Below are 20,345 nucleotides of genomic sequence, written 5' to 3'. Positions count from 1 at the left end.
TCTTTGGTTCTATGAGTGGAATTCTTGTTCTCGAGCAGCTGCTCAACGGCCTCGGCTACGGGCTGATGCTGTTCCTGCTGGCTGCGGGGCTCACGCTGGTGTTCGGCATCATGGATGTGCTGAACCTCGCGCACGGCTCGCTCTTCATGGCCGGCGCATACGTGGCGGCCGAGGCGCACACGCGCACTGGCTCGTTCGCGGCCGCCATCATCATTGCGGTGGCGGTCACGGTGGTCGTGGCGCTCCTGCTCGAAGTGCTGTTGATGCGGCGGCTCTACACGCGCGACCACCTCGCGCAGGTGCTCGCCACCTTCGGCGTGATCCTGGTGGCCGACGACATCGTGAAGATGGCCTGGGGCCCTTCGCCGGTGATGGCGCCGACGCCCGCCGCGCTCTCGGGGCCGGTCGAGCTGATGGAGGGCCTGCCCTACCCGGCCTATCGCCTAGTCATTCTTGTCGGCGGCCTGCTGGTGGCGCTGGCGCTGTACCTGCTGGTGAACCACACGCGCATCGGCATGCGGGTGCGCGCGGGCGCCTCCGACCGGCCGATGGCCGAGCTGATGGGCGTGCGCGTGGGCCGCATCTTCAACGGCGTGTTCCTGCTCGGCGCGGCGCTGGCCGCATTGGCGGGCGCGCTGATGGGCCCGATCGTCGCCGTGCAGGTCGGCATGGGCGAGGCCATCCTGATTCCGGCGCTCGTGGTGCTGGTGATCGGCGGCATCGGTTCGGTGCGCGGCGCCTTCGTGGCCGCACTGCTCGTGGGCGTGGTCGACACCGTGGGCCGCGCCTTCGTGCCGATGCTGCTGCGCGCCACGCTGCCGCCCGCGACCGCGGCCGACCTGGGCCCGCTGTTCGCCGAAGTCGCGATGTACGCGCTGATGGTGGTCGTCCTCATCTTCCGGCCCTCGGGGCTCTTCTCGGCACGCGCATGAAGACATCGTCAAGCTACATCGGCCTCGGGCTGCTCTTCGTGCTGCTCGCGGCGTTTCCGCTGGTCGCGCCCGTCTTCGGGCTCGAGTTCTACATCGGCTTCGTGCGCCGCGTGCTCGTCGTGGCGCTGGCCGCCGCAAGCCTCAACTTCATCCTCGGCTTCGGCGGCATGGTGGCGCTGGGGCACGCGGGCTTCATCGGCGTGGGGGCGTACACGGTGGTGGCGCTCAGCGACTCCGGCGTGATGTCGGGCTGGATCATGTGGCCCGCGGCCGCACTCGTGGCCGGCCTCGTCGCCGCGCTGATCGGCACGGTGGCGCTGCGCACGCGCGGCGTCTACTTCATCATGACCACGCTGGCCTTCGCGCAGATGCTGTACTTCGTGGTGGTGTCGCTGCGCCGCTATGGCGGCGACGACGGCTACACGCTGATGTCGCGGCCCACGCTGCTGCCCGGGCTGGACCTGGGCAACGAGGCGAACTTCTACTGGGTGGTGCTGGCGATCGTCGCGCTCGCGCTGTGGTGGCTGCACCGCGCGACGCAATCGCGCTTCGGCCATGCGCTGATGGGCATCCGCGACAACGAGACGCGCATGCGGGCGCTGGGCTATCCGGTGTTCCGGCTGCAGCTGGTGGCCTTCGCCATCGCGGGCGCCATCGCGGGGCTGGCCGGTGCCTTGCTCGCGGGCGGCAACGGCTTCGTGAGCCCGGCGACGATGCATTGGACGCAGTCGGCCACGCTACTGGTGATGGTCGTCATCGGCGGACTGGGGCGCAGCTGGGGCGGGCCGGTGGGTGCCGTCGTCTGGCTGGTGCTCGAAGAAGCCTTGAAGCAGCACACGGAGCATTGGCACATGCCGCTCGGGTTGTTGCTGATCGCCGTGGCGCTGTGGGCACCCAAGGGACTGGCCGCACTGTACAAGCGCCGCATGCCCCTCACCCCAACCCTCTCCCCAGAGGGGCGAGGGAGCAAGTCATGAGCCTTTTCAGAATCGAAGGGTTGGTCAAGCGCTTCGGCGGACTCCTGGCCACCGACCATGTGAGCCTCACCGTGGAGCGCGGCGAAGTACATGCGCTGATCGGGCCGAACGGCGCGGGCAAGACCACGCTGGTGAACCTGATCACCGGCCTGCTGAAGGCCGATGCCGGGCGCATCCTGCTCGACGAAGCCGACATCACGAAGCTGAAGGACCACCAGCGCGTGGCTGCCGGCATGTCGCGCTGCTTCCAGGTGACGCGCGTGTTCCCGAAGGAGACCGTGCACGACAACCTGATGCTCGCGGCGCAGGCCCATGCGGGCACCAGCCTGCGCTTCATGGCGCCGCGCGCGAAGGAGCGCGACCTCGTCGATCGCGCCGTGGCGCTGGCCGACCGCGTAGGCCTCAGCAGCGAACGCGAGCGCATCGCAGGCACGCTGCCGCACGGCGCGCAGCGCGCGCTCGACGTGGCGCTGGCGCTCGCGGCCGAACCCAAGCTGCTGCTGCTCGACGAGCCGATGGCCGGCATGGGCCCGGACGAATCGGCACGCATGGTGGAGCTGATCGAGTCGCTGCGCGCGTCGATGGCCATCCTGCTGATCGAGCACGACATGGACGCGGTATTCCGCCTCGCCAACCGGCTCACCGTGCTGGTGCAGGGCAAGGTGCTGATGAGCGGCACCGCCGACGAAGTGCGGGGCCATCCCGACGTGCAGGCCGTCTACCTCGGCACCGAAGCCGAAGGCCATTCATGAACACGGCCACCATGACATTGCTCGAAGCGAAATCCATCGAAGCCGGCTACGGCGCCAGCCAGGTGCTGTTCGGCATCGATCTCGACATCCGCCCCGGCGAAGTGCTCGCGCTGCTCGGGCGCAACGGCATGGGCAAGAGCACGCTGCTGAAGGTGCTGACGGGAACGTTGTCACCGATGCGCGGCAGCGTGCACTTCGGCGGCGCGGCCATCGGTGGTCACAAGCCCGACGCCATCGCGCGGCGCGGCGTGGCCATCGTGCCCGAGGGTCGGCATGTGTTTCCGAACCTCAGCGTCGACGAGCACCTGCGCGCCTTCGCAAGGCCGCGTCCGGGCAGCGCGCCGCGCTGGACGCTGGAGGCGCTCTACGGCCTGTTCCCCCGTCTGTCGGAACGCAAGGCCAACGCGGGCAACCAGCTCTCGGGCGGCGAGCAGCAGATGCTGGCGATTGCACGCGCGCTGTCGACACATCCGCGCCTGCTGATCCTCGACGAAGCCACCGAAGGCCTGGCCCCGGTGATCCGCGAGGAGATCTGGCACTGCATCGCCACGCTCAAGGCCGAGGGCGAAGCGATCCTGGTGGTCGACAAGTACGTGCAGCGCCTGCTGCCGCTGGCCAACCGCCACGTGATCCTCGAACGCGGGCGCGTGGTGTGGCAGGGCGACTCGGCCGCGCTGGATGCCGACCGGTCGCTGTGGACGCGCTACCTGGGCGTGTAGAGGCAGCTTCGCCAGCAGCTCACGGCTGCAGGCGACGCGCCAGGAAGTAGACCCACGCCTCGTCGTTGCGGCCGACGCGCTCCATCTCCCAGCAGGGGTGCAGGTCGGCCGCCACGAGCTCCGCGGCGAACCGGTCCTTATCCCAGCACACCGTGTGGTAGTCGCCCTTCTTCTCGCCTTCGCCGACGCGCATGGACACCAGGAAGACGCCGCCGGGCACTAGTGCATCGAAGACCTTGCGCAGCACCCCGGGTACCTGCGCGCGATCGACGTGGATCAGCACGCACATCGCGAGGACGGCGTCGTAGGGCCCGCCCAGCGCATCGGTAACGACGTCGAGCAGATCGCCCTTCTTGCCCCGCTGCGCCTGAAGATCGAGAAATGCCTGTGCCGCGTCGGTGCGCCGGACCACGCCGCCCAGCGACTCGACGAAGTCGGCGTCGCGCCCCGGACCGGAGCCGATCTCGAGCACGCTGCCGCCGGCGGGAACGAACTCCATCATCCGTCGCATCGAATCCGCGATTTCAGGCTGCAGCGGATGTTCGGCCACGATCGCGTTGTACTCGCGGGCATGCGCGTCGTAGGACTGGACGGTGCGGCGCGAATTTTCCAGCGCCTGCGCGGGGGGCTTCATGGAGGCCTCACACCGATCGCGTGATGCCGCCGTCCACGCGCAGGTTCTGCCCGGTGATGTAGCCCGCGCCTTCCGACGCGAGAAAGCCGATGACGGCGGCGATCTCGCTGCTCTTGCCGTAGCGGCCCATCGGAATGCGCGAGCGGAACTCGGCCTTCTCGGGCAGGCTGTCGATGAAGCCGGGCAGCACGTTGTTCATGCGCACGTTCTTCGCGGCATAGGTGTCGGCGAAGAGCTTGGTGAAGGCTGCGAGGCCGGCGCGGAACACACCCGAGGTGGGGAACACCGGGTCGGGCTCGAAGGCCGCGAAGGTGGAGATGTTGATGATCGCTCCGCCACCCTGCTGCACCATGAGCGGCGCGACGAGCCGCGCGGGGCGCACCGCGCTCAGCAGGTAGACGTCCATGCCGCGATGCCAGTCTTCGTCGGTGATGTCGAGGATCGGTGCACGCGGGCCGTGTCCGGCGCTGTTGACCAGCACGTCGACGCGACCCCACTGGGCCACGACCTTGTCGACGAGGCGCTTGAGGTCGTCGTTCGACTGGTTGGAGCCCGTCACGCCGATGCCGCCCAGCTCGGCCGCCAGCGCCTCGCCCTTGCCCGACGACGACAGGATGGCCACGCGGAAGCCGTCATCGGCGAGCTTGCGTGCCGCGGCGGCACCCATGCCGCTGCCGCCGGCGGTGACGATGGCTACTTTTTTCTGGTCTTCAGAAGACATTCGGGATTCCTTGGTTCATGCGAGAGCTCGCATTTAGCCAAGGATTCGGATCTCCTGCCAAGTGGAGACTTTCGGCGATGTCCGGGGGCATGCACAGGCCGCCGGGGACATTCGCGGAGCAAGGCACCCCGTCGGCGTGATCGCACCCCGAAAGCAAAAACTCAGGCAGTGGGCAAGGTCGCCTGCATCGAAGCCCGCTGGTTGAACGCCTTGAACCACTTCGCGCTGTTAGGCGCCTCGGCGCGCCAGTCCACCGAAGGGAAGCGGAAGTCCATGTAGCCCAGCGCGCAGCCGAAGGCGATGGTGCCGATGTCGACGCGGTCGCCGAATGAAGGGGCGGCGGTTTCCAGCCAATCGAGGCCGGTGCGCACCTTGGCGAGCTGGCCGTCGGTCCAGTCGGCCCAGCGCAGTTCCTCGGGGCGCAGCACGTTCTCGTAGCGTGCGAGCAAGGCGGCGCCGGTCATGCCGTCGGCAAGCGCCAATTCGGTGAGGCGGGCCCAGCGCTCCTTGCCGTCGGACGGGAACAGCTTGCCCGACTGCGTGGCATTGAGGTACTCGCAGATCACGCGGCTGTCGAACAGCACCTGGCCGTCGTCGGTGATGAAGGTAGGCACCTGGCCGAGCGGGTTCTTCGGAATGATGGTGGCGTCGCGCTTCACCGGGCCGGCCGCGCTCGGCAGCTTCTCGATGCGGTCGGCAATGCCGAGCTCGTGGGCCACGACCATGCACTTGCGCACGAAGGGGGAAGCAGGAGAGAAGAAGATTTTCATGATGATGATGCTGGGAGCTTGTGTTTCAGAGCTGAGCCTCGGAGCCGTGCGCCAGATGCATGCCGGCCACCCAGCCGAAGGTTAGCGCGGGGCCGAGCGTGATGCCAGGCGCGGGGTACTCGCCGCCCATCACCGAATGCATGTCGTTGCCGGCCACGTAGAGGCCCGCAATGGGAGCGCCCTGCGTATCGAGCACCCGGGCGTTGCCGTCGGCGCGGATGCCGAGCGCGGTGCCGATGTCGCCCGGGTACACCTTCACCGCATAGAACGGCGCCTTCTGCAGCGGGGCGAGGCAGGCGTTGGGCTGGTGGTCGGGGTCGCCGAGGTAGCGGTTGTAGGCGTCGCCGCCCTTGCCGAAGGCCGGGTCCTGCCCTTGCGCGGCAGGCGGGTTGTATGCGGCGACGGTGCGTGCAAGCCCGGCCGGGTCCACGCCCGCCTGCTTCGCCAGGTCCTGCAGCGTGTCGGCGCGGAAGAGATATCCCGCGCGCACCAGATGCTCGCGCGGCCGGCCGCCGGGCAATGCGAGGCCCAGGCCCCATTTCTCGACGAAGTCGCTGTCGCACACCAGCAGCGCCGGAATGCTCGTGGCCTTGCCGTTCGCGCGGTACATGCCGCGCACGAACTCGTGGTACGAGGTCGATTCGTTGACGAAGCGATCGCCGCGCGCATCGACCGCGATGAGCCCCGGCTTCGCGCGGTCCCACACCAGGTGCGGATAGCGCAGCACGCTGCCATCGGGCCGCGTGAGCAACGAGACGGGCGCCCACAGCGCCGGCCCCGCATGCCCGGTGCCGAGCGTGCCGCCGGCCTCGCGCGCCATGGTGATGCCTTCGCCGACGTTGTCCTGCGGGGACATCGAATACGGACCGGTGGGTGCCGGATAGTGCTGGCCGCGCATCGCCGCATTCCACGGAAAGCCACCGGTAGCGACGACCACGCCGCGACGCGCATGCACGATGATTTCCTTGCCATCGCGGCGCAGCTTCACGCCGGTGACCCTGCCGCCCGCGTCCTGCTCGAGCCCCAATGCCGGCGTGTCGAGCCAGAACGGAATGCCCTGCTTCAACACGCCGTGGAAGAGCCGTGCCGCCAGCGCATTGCCCAGCAACACGCGAGTGCCGCGATGATGGCCGCTCAGCCTGTCGCCGAAGTAGCGCAGCACCAGCTTCACGCCGTGCTTCCACGAAGCGAACGAACGCCAGACGCCGAGCAGGTGCTTCACGTCCGTCATGTTGACCATCATTCCGCCAAGCACGCAGAACTCGGGCAGCGGGTCGCGCAATGTCTTGAAGTGCGCGCCCAGCAGCCGGCCGTCGAACTCGATGGGGTCGAGCGAACGCCCGCCCATGGCGGCGCCTTCGCGGTCGGGGTAGTAGTCGGGCGAGTAAGTGCGTGCCGCGAGCTTCACGTCGGTGCGCTCGCGCAGGTAGCGCAGCGCACGCGGGCCCGCATCGAGGAAGGCGTGGCGCAACGCCTCGTCGCCGGCGGCGCCCACGGTGTTCTGCAGATAGGTCAGTGCCTTCTCGCGCGTGTCGGGATGGCCGGCTGCTTCCGCCTGGTCGTTGAGCGGCACCCAGACGGCTCCGCCCGAGATCGCTGTGGAGCCGCCGATGCGGTCGGTCTTCTCGACCACCAGCACGTCGAGCCCTTCCAGCTTCGCGGTGAGCGCGGCCGAGAGCCCGCCCGCGCCGCTGCCGATCACCACGACGTCGTACGCGGTCTTCTCATCTTGCTGCTGCGCCATCAGGCCCCCGAGCCGCCGAGCGACTTGCCGCCGTCGACGAAGAGCACCTGTCCGGTCACGAAGCAGGTCGAGGGCGAGGCGAAGAAAGCCACGGCGTTGGCGATGTCCTCGGGCCGGCCGGCAGCGCCCGTGGGCTGCAGCGCGAGCTGCGCGGCCAGCCGCTCGGGCGTGAGCGCGCGCAGCAGCGGCGTGTCGATGAGCCCCGGCGCAATGGCGTTGACCATGATGCCGCGCGGCGCCAGTTCCATCGCGCTGGCGCGCGTGTAGCCCACCAGCGCGGCCTTCGAGGCCACGTAGTGCGGATGGTTCTTCGCGCCCAGGTAGGCGCGCGAGGCGATGTTGACGATGCGCGCGCCATCGGCCATCTTGCGCGCGGCCTCCTGCGTGAGCGTGGCCACGGCAAGCAGGTTGACTTCGTACATGCGGCGGAAATCGGCGGAGCTCACGTCCATGAACTTGCGCTCGTCGAAGATGCCCGCGTTGTTGACCAGCGCGGTGAGCGGCGGCAGCGCCTGCACCATCGCGCGCACGGCCGGCTCGTCGGTCAGGTCGATGGCGCGGCATTCCACGTCGAGGCCTTCGGCGCGCAGCGCATCGGTCTCGCGCTGCGCGAGCTCGCCGTTGTAGTCGGCCATCACCACGCGCCAGCCGTCGCGCGCCAAGCGCTCGACGATGGCGCGGCCCATGCCGCTGGCGCCGCCGGTCACGAGGACGAGCGGCTTTTTTTCACTGCTGCTGTTCATGTTTGTTCCGTTGGAAGGCAGCCGTCAGACCGCCAGGTAGCCGCCGTCGACCGGCAGCACCACGCCGTTGACGTAGCTCGCCATCGAGGAAGCGAGAAAGACGACGGGCCCGGCGATCTCGTCGGCCTCGCCGTGCCGCTTGACCGGCACGCGGCTCAGGTACCAGTCGGTGCCGTGCTCGGTCTCGCGCTGGCCGGCCGTCATGTCGGTGACCATCAGGCCCGGCGCCACCGCGTTCACGCGCACGCCGTACGGCGCGAGGTCGCGCGCCAGCACCTGCGTGAGCGAGCGCACCCCGCCCTTGGCCACCACGTAGCCGGCCGAGGAGATGCCCGCGCCGAAAGCCACGATGGAAGAAAGATTCACGATGTTGCCGTGCGTGCGCTTGAGCGCCGGCACGAAGGCCTGCGTCACGTTGAACACGCCCTGCAGGTTGACCGACATCACGCGGTCCCAGGCCTCGCGCGCGCCGGGCTCGTCGAACTTCGAGCGTGCGGAGATGCCGGCGTTGTTCACCAGGATGTCGATGTCGCCGTGCGATGCGGCGATGCGGGCCGCGAGCGCGTCCACCGCTGCAGCATCGCTCACGTCGACGCTGTCGGCATCAGCGCGACCACCGGTTTCGCGGATCGACGCGGCCACCTGCCGGGCCACATCGAGGTCGCGGTCCACCACCAGCACGCGCGCGCCTTCGGCCGCCATGCGGCGCGCGATGGCTTCGCCCAGGCCGCGCGCCGCGCCGGTGACGAGCGCGAGTTTGTCTTCGAGAAGCATGAAGTTTCCTTTTGCGAAGGCGCCGTCAGACGCCGAGGTAGGCGCGGCGCACCGCTTCGTCGTCGGCCAGTTGCGAAGCGGGGCCGTGCAGCGAGATCTCGCCGTTCTCCAGGATGTAGCCGTAGCTCGACACCGCCAGCGCGAGCTGCACGTTCTGCTCGACCAGCAGGATGGTGATCTTCTGTTCGCGGTGCAGCCGCTCGATGATCCCGAACATCTGCTCCACCAGCAGCGGCGAAAGGCCCATCGACGGCTCGTCGAACAGCATCACGCGCGGGCGCGCCATCACTGCGCGGCCGATGGCCAGCATCTGCTGCTCGCCGCCCGAGAGCGTGGCGGCCATCTGGCCCTGCCGCTCCTTCAGGCGCGGGAACATGCCGTACACCGCCTCCAGGTCGTTGCGGATGCCCGCGCGGTCGCGCCGCAGGTAGGCTCCGAGGTCGAGGTTCTCGCGCACGCTCATGTCACGGAACACCTGCCGGCCCTCGGGCACCTGCACGATGCCGCGCTTCACCAGGGCGTCGGAGCCGAGGCGGTCGATGCGCTCGCCCGCGAGGCGCACCTCGCCCTCCGTGCAATCGACGATGTTCGAGATGCAGTTGAGCGTGGTGGTCTTGCCGGCGCCGTTGCTGCCCAGCAGCGCGACGATCTGCCCCTCGGGCACTTCCACCGACACGTTGCACAGCGCCTGGATGCGGCCGTACGCTGCCGAGATGCCGCGCAGCGACAACAGTGCTTCCTCAGCCATGCGCGGCTCCCTTCCCGTTTCCCTTGCCCAGATAGGCCTCGATCACTCGCGCATTGCTGCCGATTTCCGAAGGCGTGCCCTCGGCGATCTTCTCGCCGAAGGCCATCACTGTGATGCGGTCCGAGATCGACATCACCAGCTGCATCACGTGCTCGACCAGCAGCACGGTGATGCCGTCGCGTGCCACCAGCTCCTTCAGCAGCCGGTCGAGGCTTTCGATCTCGCGGTTGCGCAGGCCGGCGGCGGGCTCGTCGAGCAGCAGCAGCCTGGGCTTGATGGCCAGCGCGCGCGCCAGCTCCAGCAGCTTCTGGCGGCCGAAGTCGAGGTCGCGCGCGGGCTGGTCGCGCTCGTCAGCCAGGCCCACGCGCTCGAGCAGGTGCAGGGCGTAGTCCTCGGTCTCGCGGTCGGGCCGGCGCAGCAGGCGTCCCAGCGTGCCGGCGGCACGCGCATGGGTGCCGAGCAGCACGTTCTCCAACACCGACAGCTCGGCGAAGAGTTCCAGGTTCTGGAAGGTGCGCGCGATGCCCAGCGAGGCCATGCGATGCGGCGCCACGCGCGTGAGCTCCCGGCCCTCGAAGGTCACGCTGCCGCTGCTGGGCGTGTAGAAGCGCGAGATGCAGTTGAAGGTGGTCGACTTGCCCGCGCCGTTCGGCCCGATCAGCGCGTGGATGCGGCCCTGCTCCACCTGGAATGAGAGGCCGTTCACCGCCTTGAGGCCGCCGAACACCACGCTGATGTCGCGCACGTCGAGGAATGCCGTCGCGCTCATCGCACGGCCTCCGCCGCGTTGACCGAGGTTGCGCGCTGCGCCTTGCGGCGAGTCGCGAACAGCGACGCCATGCCCTTGGGCAGGAACATCATGAAGAGCATGAGGATGCCGCCGTAGATGATTTCCTGGTACGACGGCGCCTGCCGCAGCAGCTCCGACACCAGGCCAAACACGATGGCGCCCGCCACCGCGCCGCGCACCGAGCCGAGGCCCCCCACCACCACCATCGTGAGGATCAGGATGGTGGTCTGGAAGCCCAGGCTCTCGGGGTGGATGAACGAGGTGAAGAGCGTGTACATGCCGCCCGCCACGCCCGCGAAGGCCGCCGACAGCACGAAGGCCGTGACCTTCACCGCACGCGTGTTCACGCCCATGGCAACGGCCGCCACGTCGCTCTCGCGCACCGCGCGGAACGCCGATCCCAGCCGCGAGCGCGACAGCGCCACCGTGAGCCACAGCATCAGCGCCGCGATGGCCACGACGAAGGGATACGCCTGCAGGTCGTTCATCAGCTGCAATCCGCCCAGCGAGGCCGGCTTCATCTGCAGGCCGTTGGAGCCGTTGGTCACCGACTCCCAGTTCAGGAACACCCACTGCATCGCCTCGCCGAAGGCGAAGGTGGCGAGTGCGAGGTAGATGTCGCGCATGCGCAGCGCCAGCAGGCCGATGACCCAGCCCAGCGCGGCCGAGAGCACCGCGCCCGCGAGGATCGAGACGAAGAACGGCGGCTGCCACTGGTTGTTGATGAGCCCGGCCGTGTAGATGCCGATGCCGAAGAAGGCCGCGTGCGAGAGCGCGAACTGCCCGGTCTCGCCGATGACCAGGTGCATGCCGAGCGCGAGCACGGTGAACACCATCAGCAGGTTGACCACGTACAGCACGTAGCCGCTGGTGGTGAATGGCAGCACCGCGAGCACCAGCGCCATGGCCAGCAGCACCGCGCGATCACGCCAGGGGGAAGAAGAAGCGGAAGACACGCTCATACCTTCTTCACCTGCGGCTTTCCGCCGAGCAGGCCCTGCGGGCGCACCAGCAGCACCACCATGATCGCCACGAAGGGCGCGACCACGATGGCGTTGGACGAAATGAAGAGCCCCACAAGGTTCTCGACGATGCCGATGATGAAGCCGCCCACCACCGCGCCCGGCAGGCTGGTGAAGCCGCCGACGATGGCGGCCGCGTAGGCCAGGATGGCGATGTGGCCGATGTCCGGCGTGATGAGGATCTTGGGCGTGATGAGCAGCGCCGAGATGGCCGAGATGACGCCCGTGAGCGCCCAGATCTGCATGCGGATGCTGCCGAGCTTCACGCCCACGATCTGCGCGCCGCGCGGGTTCATGCCCACCGCGCGCATGGCCTGGCCGGTGCGTGTGCGCGTGAACATCAGGTACAGCAGCACCATCGTCACCACGGCCGAGCCGAAGATGGCGAGGTCGAGCAGCGTGAGCGAGGCCTGTCCGATGGTGATCGGGTCCTGCGGCACCAGCGAGGGCAGCGAACGCGGCGTGTCGCCCAGGCCGGTCTTGCGCACCAGGCCCTTGAGCAGGTAGGCGAAGCCCAGCGTGGCGATCACCAGTTGCACGCCCACGCCGCGCGAGGCGGTCACGCGCTGCATCACCACGCGCTGGAAGAGCGCCGCGAGCAATGCCGTGACCGCGATGCTCGCGAGCACCGCGCCCCAGTAGGGCCAGCCCCACACCACCAGCGGGAAGAGCGCGGCGTAGCCGCCGGCCATGAAGATCTCGCCCTGCGAGAAGTTCGGCACGTCGGTGGTCTTGAAGACCATGACGATCGCCACCGCGAGCAGCGCGTAGACGCTGCCGGTCACGATGCCGGACAGCACGCCCTGCTGCACGAAAAGCCAGATGTCGGAAAGGCTCATGGGTTCGCGGCCGCCCTCAGGGCTTGTACTTCCACACGCTCTTGTAGCTGCCGGGCACGAGCGTCATGTTGGTTGCGTCGAACTTGATGTAGATGGCCGCCTCCTGCGCGGCACGGTCGTCGGGGCCGAACTCGATGGGGCCGGCCATCACGCCGGAGTCGAACTTCATCGTCGACAGCGCCGTAAGCACCTTCTCGCGCGTGGGGCTGGGGCCGGCGGCCTTCAGCGCGTTGACCACCGCCATGGCCGAAGGAATGCCGTAGGGCATGTAGGTCTGCGGGTAGCCGGGCTTGGAGGCCAGGTCGGGGTAGGAGGCCTTGTACATGTCGTACACCCACTTCAGCTTGGGACCGCCGGGCACGTCGGCCAGCACTTCCTGGATGTAGACGTTCTTGAAGGCGTCCTTGTTGCCCACGTTCTCCACCAGCTGCTTCAGGTCGGCGGTGGAGTTCACTGCCAGCACGATGGGCTTGTTGAAGCCGAGCTCGAAGGCGCGCTTGACGATCAGGCTCACGGGGCGCGCGTAGGTGGTGAGCAGCAGCACGTCGGGGTTGGCGGCCTTGATCTTCAGCATGGGCGCCGTGACGTCGGTGATGTTCGGGTTGACCGACTGCACCTGCAGGTCGATGCCGCCGAGCGCCTTGGCCTGCGCCTGGGCCGATTCCAGGTTCCAGCCGCCGTAGGCGTCGTCGTGGTTGATGTAGCCGATCTTCTTGGCCTTGAGGTGCTCGCTCGCGAACTGCACCATCGAACCGCCCACCGCGTGCTGCGAGATGGAGAACGCGCCGTAGATGTACTTCGACGGCGGATACAGCGCGCCGTCGCCCGAGGCGTTGAGCATCACCAGCGGGATCTTCGCGCGCTCGACGTATTCGCGCGCGCCCACCACGGCGGCCGAGCAGGAGCCGCCGTTGAGCAGGAACACCTGGTCCTGCTCGGTGAGCTTCTTCACCGCGGCCAGCAGGTCGTTGGCGTTGCAGCGGTCGTCCTCCACCACGAGCTCGATCTTGCGGCCGTTCACGCCGCCTTCCTTGTTGACCTTGTCGTAGTACATCTTCGCGGCGTTGATGACGTCGAAGCCGTAGTTCATCGACGCGCCCGACATCGGCGAGAACATGCCGATCTTGATGGTCTTGTCGGTCAGGCCGGGTTCGGCCTGCGCGAGCGCGGCGGGCGAGGCCGCGCAGAGCACTGCGCCCAGGGCCAATGCAGAAATCAGGAAGTTCTTTTTCATGAGCTGTCTCCGTTCGTTGGAATGAAGGGGTGAAGGACCGGTGCGTTGCCGTGTCACTGCATGCGGTAGCCGCCGTTGACGTCGATCACGTTGCCCGTGATGTACGCCGCCTGTTCCGAGACCAGGTAGTCGACCGCGCCCGCCACGTCGTCCACCGTGCCGATGCGCCCGAGCGGGATGTTGGCGGCGGCCGCGTCGAGCGCGCCGCTGCTGCGCACGGTGCCGCGCAGCATGTCGGTGTCGATCAGGCCCGGTGCCACCGAATTGACGGTGATGCCCATGTGCGCCGATTCGCGCGCCATGGCCTTGGTAAGCCCCAGCACCGCCGACTTGGCGCCGATGTAGGTGGCGCTGGAGCGATAGCCGCCGAGCTGCGCCGCCACCGAGCCGAAGGTGACGATGCGCCCGTGCGCCACGGGCTTCGCCTCGCGCCGGCGCAGGTATGCACGCCCGCACAGGAACACGCTGCGCGCGTTCACGGCGAAGGTGCGCTCCCAGTCTTCGAGCGTGGTGTCCTTGATGAGGGAGCGCTCGCCGCCCGGCATCAGCAGCACGCCGGCCACGCAGACCAGCGCGGCGACGGGGCCGATGCTGCCCTCGATGTCGTCGAACACGGCCTCGACGGCCGCTTCATCGCTCACGTCGAACTGGCGGAAGTGGTGCCCCTCGCCCAGCGACTGCGCCACGGCGCGCGCGTTGCCGCCGTCGATGTCGGCGACGACGACGCGATAGCCGCTGGCCGCGAGCCGGCGGCACACGGCCTCGCCGATGCCCCGGCCGCCGCCGGTCACGAGGGCCAGCCGGCCGTGGGGTTGTGCATGATGGTCCGCCATGGGCTGCAGGGTCTCCGGGCCGCGCAGGGGCGGCTTGAAAGTTGATCGAGGGCCGCATTGTGTATACATGAAATCATTCATGCGCCCTCGTTTACCCTAACAACTCGAACTATTCGTTCAATTTCACGGCATCATGTATACCTGACATGGACACACTCTCCCAACAAGTCACAGAGACGCTGCGCACCTGGATCCTTCACGGCAGGCTCTCGCCGGGCATGCGCGTGGAGGAAGTGCCGATCGCCGAAAGCCTCAAGGTGTCGCGCACGCCGGTGCGCGCCGCGCTGGCCGCGCTGGCGATGGAAGGGCTGATCGACCATCAGCCGAAGAAGGGCTACCTGGTGCGCGCCTTCGCGCTCGAGGACATCCTCGCGGCCTACGAGGTGCGCTCGGTGCTGGAGGGCCTGGCCTGCCGGCGCTTCGCCTCGCTGGGCGTGGACGAGCCCACCGCCGCCCTGCTGCGCGAATGCCTTCGCGAGGGCGACGAAATACTTGCCAAGGGAAAGCTGCTGGTGGAAGACCTGGCTCCCTACCAGCAGATGAACGTGAAGCTGCACAACACGCTGATGCACGGCGCGCGCAACCCGTGGGTGGTGCGCTTCGGCGCGCAGGCACAGGCGGTGCCCTTCGCGTCGGACCGGATCATGCTGTGGAACGACCACGGCGTGATCCTGCGTTCGCACGACGACCACCACCGCATCGTGCAGGCCGTGATTTCAGGCGATGCGGCCCGCGCCGAGCAGCTGATGCGCGAGCACGTGTACTACGCCGGCATCCTGCTGCGCGACAACTACCAGCGGCTGCTCGACGAGCGCAGCCGCGACGGGCTGCCGCCCACGCTCATCACGAACGAGCCGCCGGCTTCCTGATGCGCAGCATGCCCTCCTGCGCGGCCGAGGCAACGAGCCGGCCGTCGCGCGAATAGAGGCTGCCGCGGCACAGGCCGCGCGCGCCGCCCGCACTGGGCGAGTCGAGCACGTACAGCAGCCAGTCGTCCATGCGGAAATCGCGGTGGAACCACATCGCGTGGTCGAGGCTCGCGGGGCGCACCTGACCGCTCATGAAGCTCAGGCCGTGCGGCAGCATCGCCGCGCGCAGCAGGCCGTGGTCGGAGGCGTAGGCCAGCAGCGCGCGATGCACCATCGGGTCGTCGGGCAGCGGCGCGATGGCGCGCATCCAGATGGCGCTCTGCGCCGAGGTCGGGCGCACCTGCGGCGCGATCAGGTCTTCGGGGTCTACGCGGCGGTACTCGATGCCGTGCGGCTGGATCGCCTTGGTGCGCCAGGGCTCCGGCAGGCGGTCGCCGAGCGCGATGCGCTGGTCGAGTTCGCTGATGAGGCCGTCGGGGCCATCCACCTCGGGCATGTCGAACTGGTGCTCGACGCCCTCGTCCACGGTCTGGAACGAGGCGGACATTTCAAAAATGATGCGCTCCTGCTGGCGCGCCACCACGTGGCGGGTGGTGAAGCTGCGGCCGTCGCGCACGCGGTCGACGCTGTATTCGATGGGCGCATGCTCGCCCGGCAGCAGGAAGTAGGCATGCATCGAATGCACCGGGCGCTCGGCGCCCACGGTGAGGCTCGCGGCCATCAGCGACTGGCCCAGCACCTGGCCGCCGAACACGGCGGGCGTGCCGATGTCCTCGCTCTGGGCCCTGAAGCGGTCGCCGCCCAGAGGCTCGAGCTGCATGAGCGCGACGAGTTCGTTGACGAGGCGGGAGGCGGTGGCGAGATCGGTGGTCATCGGGGAAGGAGGCAAAACTGTCGAAAAGGCAACCCTCGACCATAGCAAAGCCCGCGCCCGCAGGCTGTCGCGGGCCGGTCAGCTGCCTCCCGCCGCTCTCCCGCTACTCGGCTACTTGTAGAAGCACACGCCCATGAGGCGGGCGCGGCAGCCGTAGTCCGTGCCGCCCTGCACCACGCGCACCGGCACGCCGGACAGCAGCAGCGAGCCGTCGTCCGCATACACCAGCGGCGAAGGCGCGGCCTTGCTGAAGGGGGCGCTGAGCGTTTCCTGCTCGACGTAGCCCAGGTACTGCCGCCGGGAGAAGTCGACCGTGTCGGCCGACTTCAGCGGCACCGCCGCATAGCGCTTGCCGTAGACGGTGCCGAAGTAGCGCAGCGACGGCCCGGGCCGGTCGCCGTATTTCGCGTCGGTTTTGGCGAAGCCGGTCTGGATCAGGAAGGCCCGGTCTTCGGGCGTCAGGTCGGCGTCGAAGGCCATCAGCACGTACTGGCCCTCGAAGCTCTGGTTGCGCGCCACCTTGAACTCGCCCAGCAGCGCGGGCGTGACCTTGGTGCGCCCTTCCCAGCGCAGCAGCGCCGCCACGGAGGGATCGCCGTCGAACACGTAGTGGTAGTTCTCGCCGGCGATGGCGACCTTGCGGCCGTCCTTGGCCGCGAAGAAGCTCAGCAGCCGGTCCTTGCCGTGCACCGGCTCGCCTTCGGGAGTACTGGCGCAGCCGGCCAGCGAGAGGCCGATGGCGGCGCAGGACAGCGCCAGGAGGGTGCGACGCGCGGGTGTCGACAGCGAAGGGAAGTGCACGTTTCGTCCGGGGTTCGAGTTCATCAAGCCCCGGACTCTAGCGCGCCGCCGCGCTCAGCGGTCGAGGTCGACGCCGTCGGCGAGCAGCTTTTCCTGCAGCGCCGGAACGTCCACCTGCGCGAAGCTGCCGCCGCCCAGCGACGCCGCCGCCGTGCCCGCGGCCTGCCCCATGACGAAGCAGCCGCCGCTCGCGCGCGCGGCCGACTGGCCCTCGTGCGTCATCGACGCGCAGCGCCCGGCCACCAGCAGGTTGTCGAGCGCCTGCGGCACCAGCATGCGCCACGGCAGGTGGTTGTAGGCGTTGGCTTCGTCGCGCGGGAAGGCCCACTCGATGCGGCCGTCGGCGTGCATTTCCATGGGCCAGGCGTTCAGGCCGATGTTGTCGTCGAACTTCGCCGAGCCCAGGATGTCCTCGCGCCCGAGCGCGTACAGGCCCTGGATGCGCCGCGTCTCGCGGATGCCGACCTGCGGCGCGATCTCCACGATGGCCGACTGCGCGAAGCCCGGCACCTCGGCCTTCAGGAACCTGAAGTACTCCGTGATCTGGCGGCGGCCTTCGAGCTCGCCCTCGGTGAGTTCGCGCGCGTCGACGCCGTTCATCGCCCGGCCCTGCGAATTGCGGATCTGCGTGACGTTGGCGCGCCACTCGCGCGGGTCCTTGTTGGGCCGCAGGATCGCGCCTTCGCGCGGGAACTTGTAGACGCCCGGCTTCTGCTGCTCGGCGCGCGCCATGAAGTCGTTGATGGCCTTGAACTCTCCCACCGCCTCCAGCGCAGCCGGCGCGTCGACCTGGCCGATGCGGAACATGGTGGTCGGGAAGAGCCCGCTGCCGTGGCCGTCGCCCACCTCGAAGGGCACGCCCGCGAAGGCGGCCACGTCGGCGTCGCCGCTGGCGTCGATGAAGGCGTTGGCGCGGATGGCCTGGCGGCCCGACTTGGTCTCGACCACCAGTGCCGCGATGCGCTTGCCGTCGAGCACGACGGCGGCCGCCAGCGCGTGGAACAGCAGCTTCACGCCCGCTTCCCCGAGCAGCTGGTCGGCGGCGAGCTTGTAGGCCGAGGTGTCGTACGAGCGCACGCAGATGCGCCCGCCCATGCCGTTCTGCGGCTGGTTCATGCCGTTGAGCGCGGCGATGCGGTCGATGAGTTCGTCGACCACGCCGCGCACCAGCTGCGTCATCTCGCCCTTGCGCTTGCCGTACAGGCCCGCGAAATTGGTGACGCCGCCGGCCGTGCCCATGCCGCCGAGGAAGCCGTAGCGCTCCACCAGCAGCGTGCTGGCGCCATGGCGCGCGGCGCTCACCGCGGCCGCGATGCCGGCGGGGCCGCCGCCGACCACCACCACGTCGTACTCGCCGAACACCGGCAGCGTGCGCGCCGGTTCATGCAATGTGGAAGTCATTCAAATAGATCCATGGATGTCTGTTCGGGAAACACCACGGATCCGGCTTTGCCGGTCCGTCGGTGTTGCCCCCTGCAAGGGGGTTGGCGAAGCGACACGAAGTGCGCGAAGCCTGGGGGTGTGCTCACTGCAACTTGATGCCGCGGGCCGAGATGATCTTGGTCATGATCGCCGCTTCCTCGTTGACGCGCGTACGCATGCCGTCCGGCGAGGTGCCCACGGCCTGCCAGCCCTGCTCGAAGAGCTTGCGGCGCACGTCGGGGTTCTTCATCACGGCTTCGAGTTCGCGGCTGATGCGCGCCTGCGCCACCTTCGACAGGTTGGCCGGGCCCAGCAGCGCCACCCACACCTCGAGGTTGAAGTCCTTCACGCCGGCGTCGGACAGCGGCGGGATCTCGGGCACCAGCGCGCTGCGGCCGCCCGTGAGGCCGATGGCCTTGAGCTTGCCGGCCTTGATCTGCGGCATGGCCACGCCCGGAGGGATCAGGCCCATCTGCACCTGGTCGCCCAGCATCGCGGTGATGACCTGCGGGTTGCCCTGGTAGGGCACGTGCTCGGGCTTGAAGCCGGGCACGCGGGTCTTGAGCAGTTCCATGCCCAGGTGGCCGACCGAGCCGATGCCCACCGAGCCGTAGTTCCACTTGTCGCCGGCCTTGCGGCCTTCGTCGAAGAAGGCGGTGCCCGAGGGCAGGTTGTTCTGCGCCACCAGCACCAGCGGGGCGGTCGCGATCAGCGAGAGATACGTGAAGTCCTTGACCGGGTCGTACGGCAGCTTGGGATACAGCATCTTCGACGACGTGAGGTTGCCGTTGATGACGAGGCCCAGCGTGTGGTCGTCGCTGGCCTTGGCCACCTGGTCGGCCGCGATGTTGCCCGAGGCGCCGGCCTTGTTGTCGACCACGATCGGCTGGCCCAGCGCCTTCGACAGCGGCTCGGCGATGGTGCGAGCGGCGATGTCGGGCGTGGAGCCGCCGGGGAAGCCCACCAGCAGGCGGATGGGCTTGGTCGGCCAGGCGGCGTTCTGTGCGCTGGCGCTCAGGGGCAGCGCGGCAGCGGCGGCCAGGCCGCAGGCGATCAAAAGGGCTCTCTTGGTGGCGTGCATGAAGGGAAAGTGTGAAAAAGTTGTCAAAAACCTGAGAGGGCCAGCTTAACTGCCTGAGAAGACACCGGGCAAGCCGAGCCCTCCGCTATTCGAGGCTGATGTTGCCCCTGCGCACCAGCTCCCCGTACACCTTCGACTTGGCCTCGGCATTGCGCTCGATTTCCTCGGGCGACCATGCGAGCGGCTCGAAGGCGAAGGTGTCGAAGCGGGCGCGGATCTCGGGATCGGCGATGACCTTGGCCACGTCGGCATTGATCTTCGCCTTGATGGCCGCCGGCACGCCCTTGGGCGCGAGCAGCGACACGAAGGAATTCACCTCCAGCGATGCGGGGCCGCCCGCCTCGGCCATGGTCGGCACGTCGGGCATCTGCGGGATGCGCTTGCTCGCCGCGACCGCGATGTAGCGCAGCTTGCCGGCCTTGTAGATGCCCTGGCTCGACGGAATGCTCGCGAAGGCCCACGGCACCTCGCCGGTGCCCACGTTGGAGTAGAGCTGCGACACCTCGCGATACGGCGCGTGGCGCATGCGGATGCCGGTGAGTGCCTCCAGCTGCTGCGCGCCCAGGTGGCCCGGGCTTCCCACGCCCCACGAGCCGTAGACGATGCCGTCGGGGTTGGCCTTGGCGGCGGCGATCAGGTCGCCCATGTTCTTCCACTTCGACTCGGTGGCCACGGCCACGAAGAAGGGCGTGCGAAAGAGCGATGCCACCGGGTCGAAGTGCTGCAGCGTCACGAAGTTGCGCGACTTGTACAGGTGCGGCAGCGCGGCGATGTGCTCGCTGTCGAGCTGCAGCAGCGTGTAGCCGTCGGGCGCGGCGCGGCGGGCCTGGTCGATGGCGATGAAGCCGCCGCCGCCGGGCCTGTTGTCGACGAGCACGCGCTGGTTCCACAGGCGCGAGAGCTTGTCGGAGACGAGGCGCAGCACCGCGTCGGGGCCGCTGCCGGCGGCGAAGGGCGTGACCAGGGTCACGGACTTGCTCGGGTAGTCGGAAGCCTGGGCCAGTGCCCCGGCAGTGGCCGTCAGGGCCAGGAAGCCCGTCAGCAGCGCGCGCGAAAAGTTCATGTC

At 68.6% G+C, this 20,345-nt stretch carries 21 protein-coding genes and 1 pseudogene; 5 read left to right on the top strand and 17 right to left on the bottom strand.

Annotated elements, in window-relative coordinates; genetic code table 11:
* Positions 1–11 precede the first annotated feature (11 nt).
* From ABL840_RS02730 to ABL840_RS02715, 4 genes and pseudogenes are all read left to right on the top strand, one after another.
* Complete coding sequence (locus ABL840_RS02730) at positions 12–932, top strand: branched-chain amino acid ABC transporter permease (protein ID WP_093301428.1); 921 nt, start codon at positions 12–14, stop codon at positions 930–932.
* On the top strand, positions 929–1,909 hold the full coding sequence (locus tag ABL840_RS02725) for a branched-chain amino acid ABC transporter permease (protein ID WP_093301427.1): 981 nt from the start codon (positions 929–931) through the stop codon (positions 1,907–1,909). Before ABL840_RS02730 ends, ABL840_RS02725 begins: the two co-directional genes overlap by 4 nt.
* Positions 1,906–2,661: an ABC transporter ATP-binding protein gene (locus ABL840_RS02720; protein WP_093301425.1), complete on the top strand. Its 756-nt coding sequence runs from the start codon at positions 1,906–1,908 to the stop codon at positions 2,659–2,661. The genes ABL840_RS02725 and ABL840_RS02720 overlap by 4 nt, the downstream gene beginning before the upstream one ends.
* Positions 2,662–2,741: 80 nt before the next feature.
* Positions 2,742–3,380 (top strand): annotated as a pseudogene (locus ABL840_RS02715) (ABC transporter ATP-binding protein); the annotation flags it as partial.
* Positions 3,381–3,399: 19 nt separating this feature from the next.
* Here ABL840_RS02715 and ABL840_RS02710 read toward each other — a convergent pair.
* From ABL840_RS02710 to ABL840_RS02655, 12 genes are all read right to left on the bottom strand, one after another.
* A complete protein-coding gene (locus ABL840_RS02710) occupies positions 3,400–4,014 on the bottom strand; it encodes a class I SAM-dependent methyltransferase (RefSeq protein ID WP_093301423.1) in 615 nt (204 codons plus the stop codon).
* 7 nt (positions 4,015–4,021) lie between these two features.
* Entirely contained in the window at positions 4,022–4,735 is a 714-nt protein-coding gene (locus ABL840_RS02705) for an SDR family oxidoreductase (RefSeq protein ID WP_093209100.1), read from the bottom strand.
* Between the two features lie 161 nt (positions 4,736–4,896).
* A complete protein-coding gene (locus tag ABL840_RS02700) occupies positions 4,897–5,505 on the bottom strand; it encodes a glutathione S-transferase (protein ID WP_093301422.1) in 609 nt (202 codons plus the stop codon).
* Between the two features lie 25 nt (positions 5,506–5,530).
* A complete protein-coding gene (locus ABL840_RS02695) occupies positions 5,531–7,249 on the bottom strand; it encodes an FAD-dependent oxidoreductase (protein ID WP_093301420.1) in 1,719 nt (572 codons plus the stop codon).
* Positions 7,249–7,992 carry an SDR family NAD(P)-dependent oxidoreductase gene (locus ABL840_RS02690; protein WP_093301419.1) on the bottom strand — a complete coding sequence of 248 codons (744 nt, stop codon included), beginning with the start codon at positions 7,990–7,992 and terminating at the stop codon, positions 7,249–7,251. The genes ABL840_RS02695 and ABL840_RS02690 overlap by 1 nt, the downstream gene beginning before the upstream one ends.
* A 24-nt stretch (positions 7,993–8,016) precedes the next feature.
* A complete protein-coding gene (locus ABL840_RS02685; protein WP_093301417.1) occupies positions 8,017–8,766 on the bottom strand; it encodes an SDR family NAD(P)-dependent oxidoreductase in 750 nt (249 codons plus the stop codon).
* 25 nt (positions 8,767–8,791) lie between these two features.
* Entirely contained in the window at positions 8,792–9,514 is a 723-nt protein-coding gene (locus ABL840_RS02680) for an ABC transporter ATP-binding protein (protein WP_093209115.1), read from the bottom strand.
* Entirely contained in the window at positions 9,507–10,283 is a 777-nt protein-coding gene (locus ABL840_RS02675; protein ID WP_093301415.1) for an ABC transporter ATP-binding protein, read from the bottom strand. Before ABL840_RS02675 ends, ABL840_RS02680 begins: the two co-directional genes overlap by 8 nt.
* Positions 10,280–11,266, bottom strand: coding sequence for a branched-chain amino acid ABC transporter permease (locus tag ABL840_RS02670; RefSeq protein ID WP_093301414.1), 987 nt, complete (start codon positions 11,264–11,266; stop codon positions 10,280–10,282). The genes ABL840_RS02675 and ABL840_RS02670 overlap by 4 nt, the downstream gene beginning before the upstream one ends.
* Positions 11,263–12,165, bottom strand: coding sequence for a branched-chain amino acid ABC transporter permease (locus tag ABL840_RS02665; protein ID WP_093301412.1), 903 nt, complete (start codon positions 12,163–12,165; stop codon positions 11,263–11,265). The genes ABL840_RS02670 and ABL840_RS02665 overlap by 4 nt, the downstream gene beginning before the upstream one ends.
* A gap of 16 nt (positions 12,166–12,181) precedes the next feature.
* Complete coding sequence (locus tag ABL840_RS02660; protein WP_093301410.1) at positions 12,182–13,399, bottom strand: ABC transporter substrate-binding protein; 1,218 nt, start codon at positions 13,397–13,399, stop codon at positions 12,182–12,184.
* A 53-nt stretch (positions 13,400–13,452) separates the two neighbouring features.
* Positions 13,453–14,232: an SDR family NAD(P)-dependent oxidoreductase gene (locus tag ABL840_RS02655; protein WP_093209126.1), complete on the bottom strand. Its 780-nt coding sequence runs from the start codon at positions 14,230–14,232 to the stop codon at positions 13,453–13,455.
* A gap of 146 nt (positions 14,233–14,378) precedes the next feature.
* Here ABL840_RS02655 and ABL840_RS02650 point away from each other — a divergent pair, with 146 nt between their 5' ends.
* Positions 14,379–15,101, top strand: coding sequence for a GntR family transcriptional regulator (locus tag ABL840_RS02650; RefSeq protein WP_093301408.1), 723 nt, complete (start codon positions 14,379–14,381; stop codon positions 15,099–15,101).
* On the opposite strand, the gene ABL840_RS02645 is transcribed toward ABL840_RS02650, so the two are convergent.
* From ABL840_RS02645 to ABL840_RS02625, 5 genes are all read right to left on the bottom strand, one after another.
* Positions 15,076–15,975, bottom strand: a complete 900-nt coding sequence (locus ABL840_RS02645) for an acyl-CoA thioesterase (RefSeq protein ID WP_093301406.1) — start codon at positions 15,973–15,975, stop codon at positions 15,076–15,078. The genes ABL840_RS02650 and ABL840_RS02645 overlap by 26 nt on opposite strands.
* A gap of 111 nt (positions 15,976–16,086) precedes the next feature.
* Positions 16,087–16,776, bottom strand: coding sequence for a hypothetical protein (locus ABL840_RS02640; protein ID WP_240652251.1), 690 nt, complete (start codon positions 16,774–16,776; stop codon positions 16,087–16,089).
* Positions 16,777–16,830: 54 nt separating this feature from the next.
* Positions 16,831–18,177, bottom strand: a complete 1,347-nt coding sequence (locus ABL840_RS02635; RefSeq protein WP_093301404.1) for an FAD-dependent oxidoreductase — start codon at positions 18,175–18,177, stop codon at positions 16,831–16,833.
* A 124-nt stretch (positions 18,178–18,301) separates the two neighbouring features.
* Complete coding sequence (locus ABL840_RS02630; RefSeq protein WP_093301403.1) at positions 18,302–19,279, bottom strand: Bug family tripartite tricarboxylate transporter substrate binding protein; 978 nt, start codon at positions 19,277–19,279, stop codon at positions 18,302–18,304.
* A gap of 85 nt (positions 19,280–19,364) precedes the next feature.
* Positions 19,365–20,342, bottom strand: coding sequence for a Bug family tripartite tricarboxylate transporter substrate binding protein (locus ABL840_RS02625; RefSeq protein WP_093301401.1), 978 nt, complete (start codon positions 20,340–20,342; stop codon positions 19,365–19,367).
* Positions 20,343–20,345: the final 3 nt, after the last annotated feature.

Source organism: Variovorax sp. NFACC27, assembly GCF_048301545.1.
Lineage (GTDB): Bacteria > Pseudomonadota > Gammaproteobacteria > Burkholderiales > Burkholderiaceae_C > Variovorax > Variovorax gossypii.
This window is presented reverse-complemented; position numbering and strand designations above follow the sequence as displayed.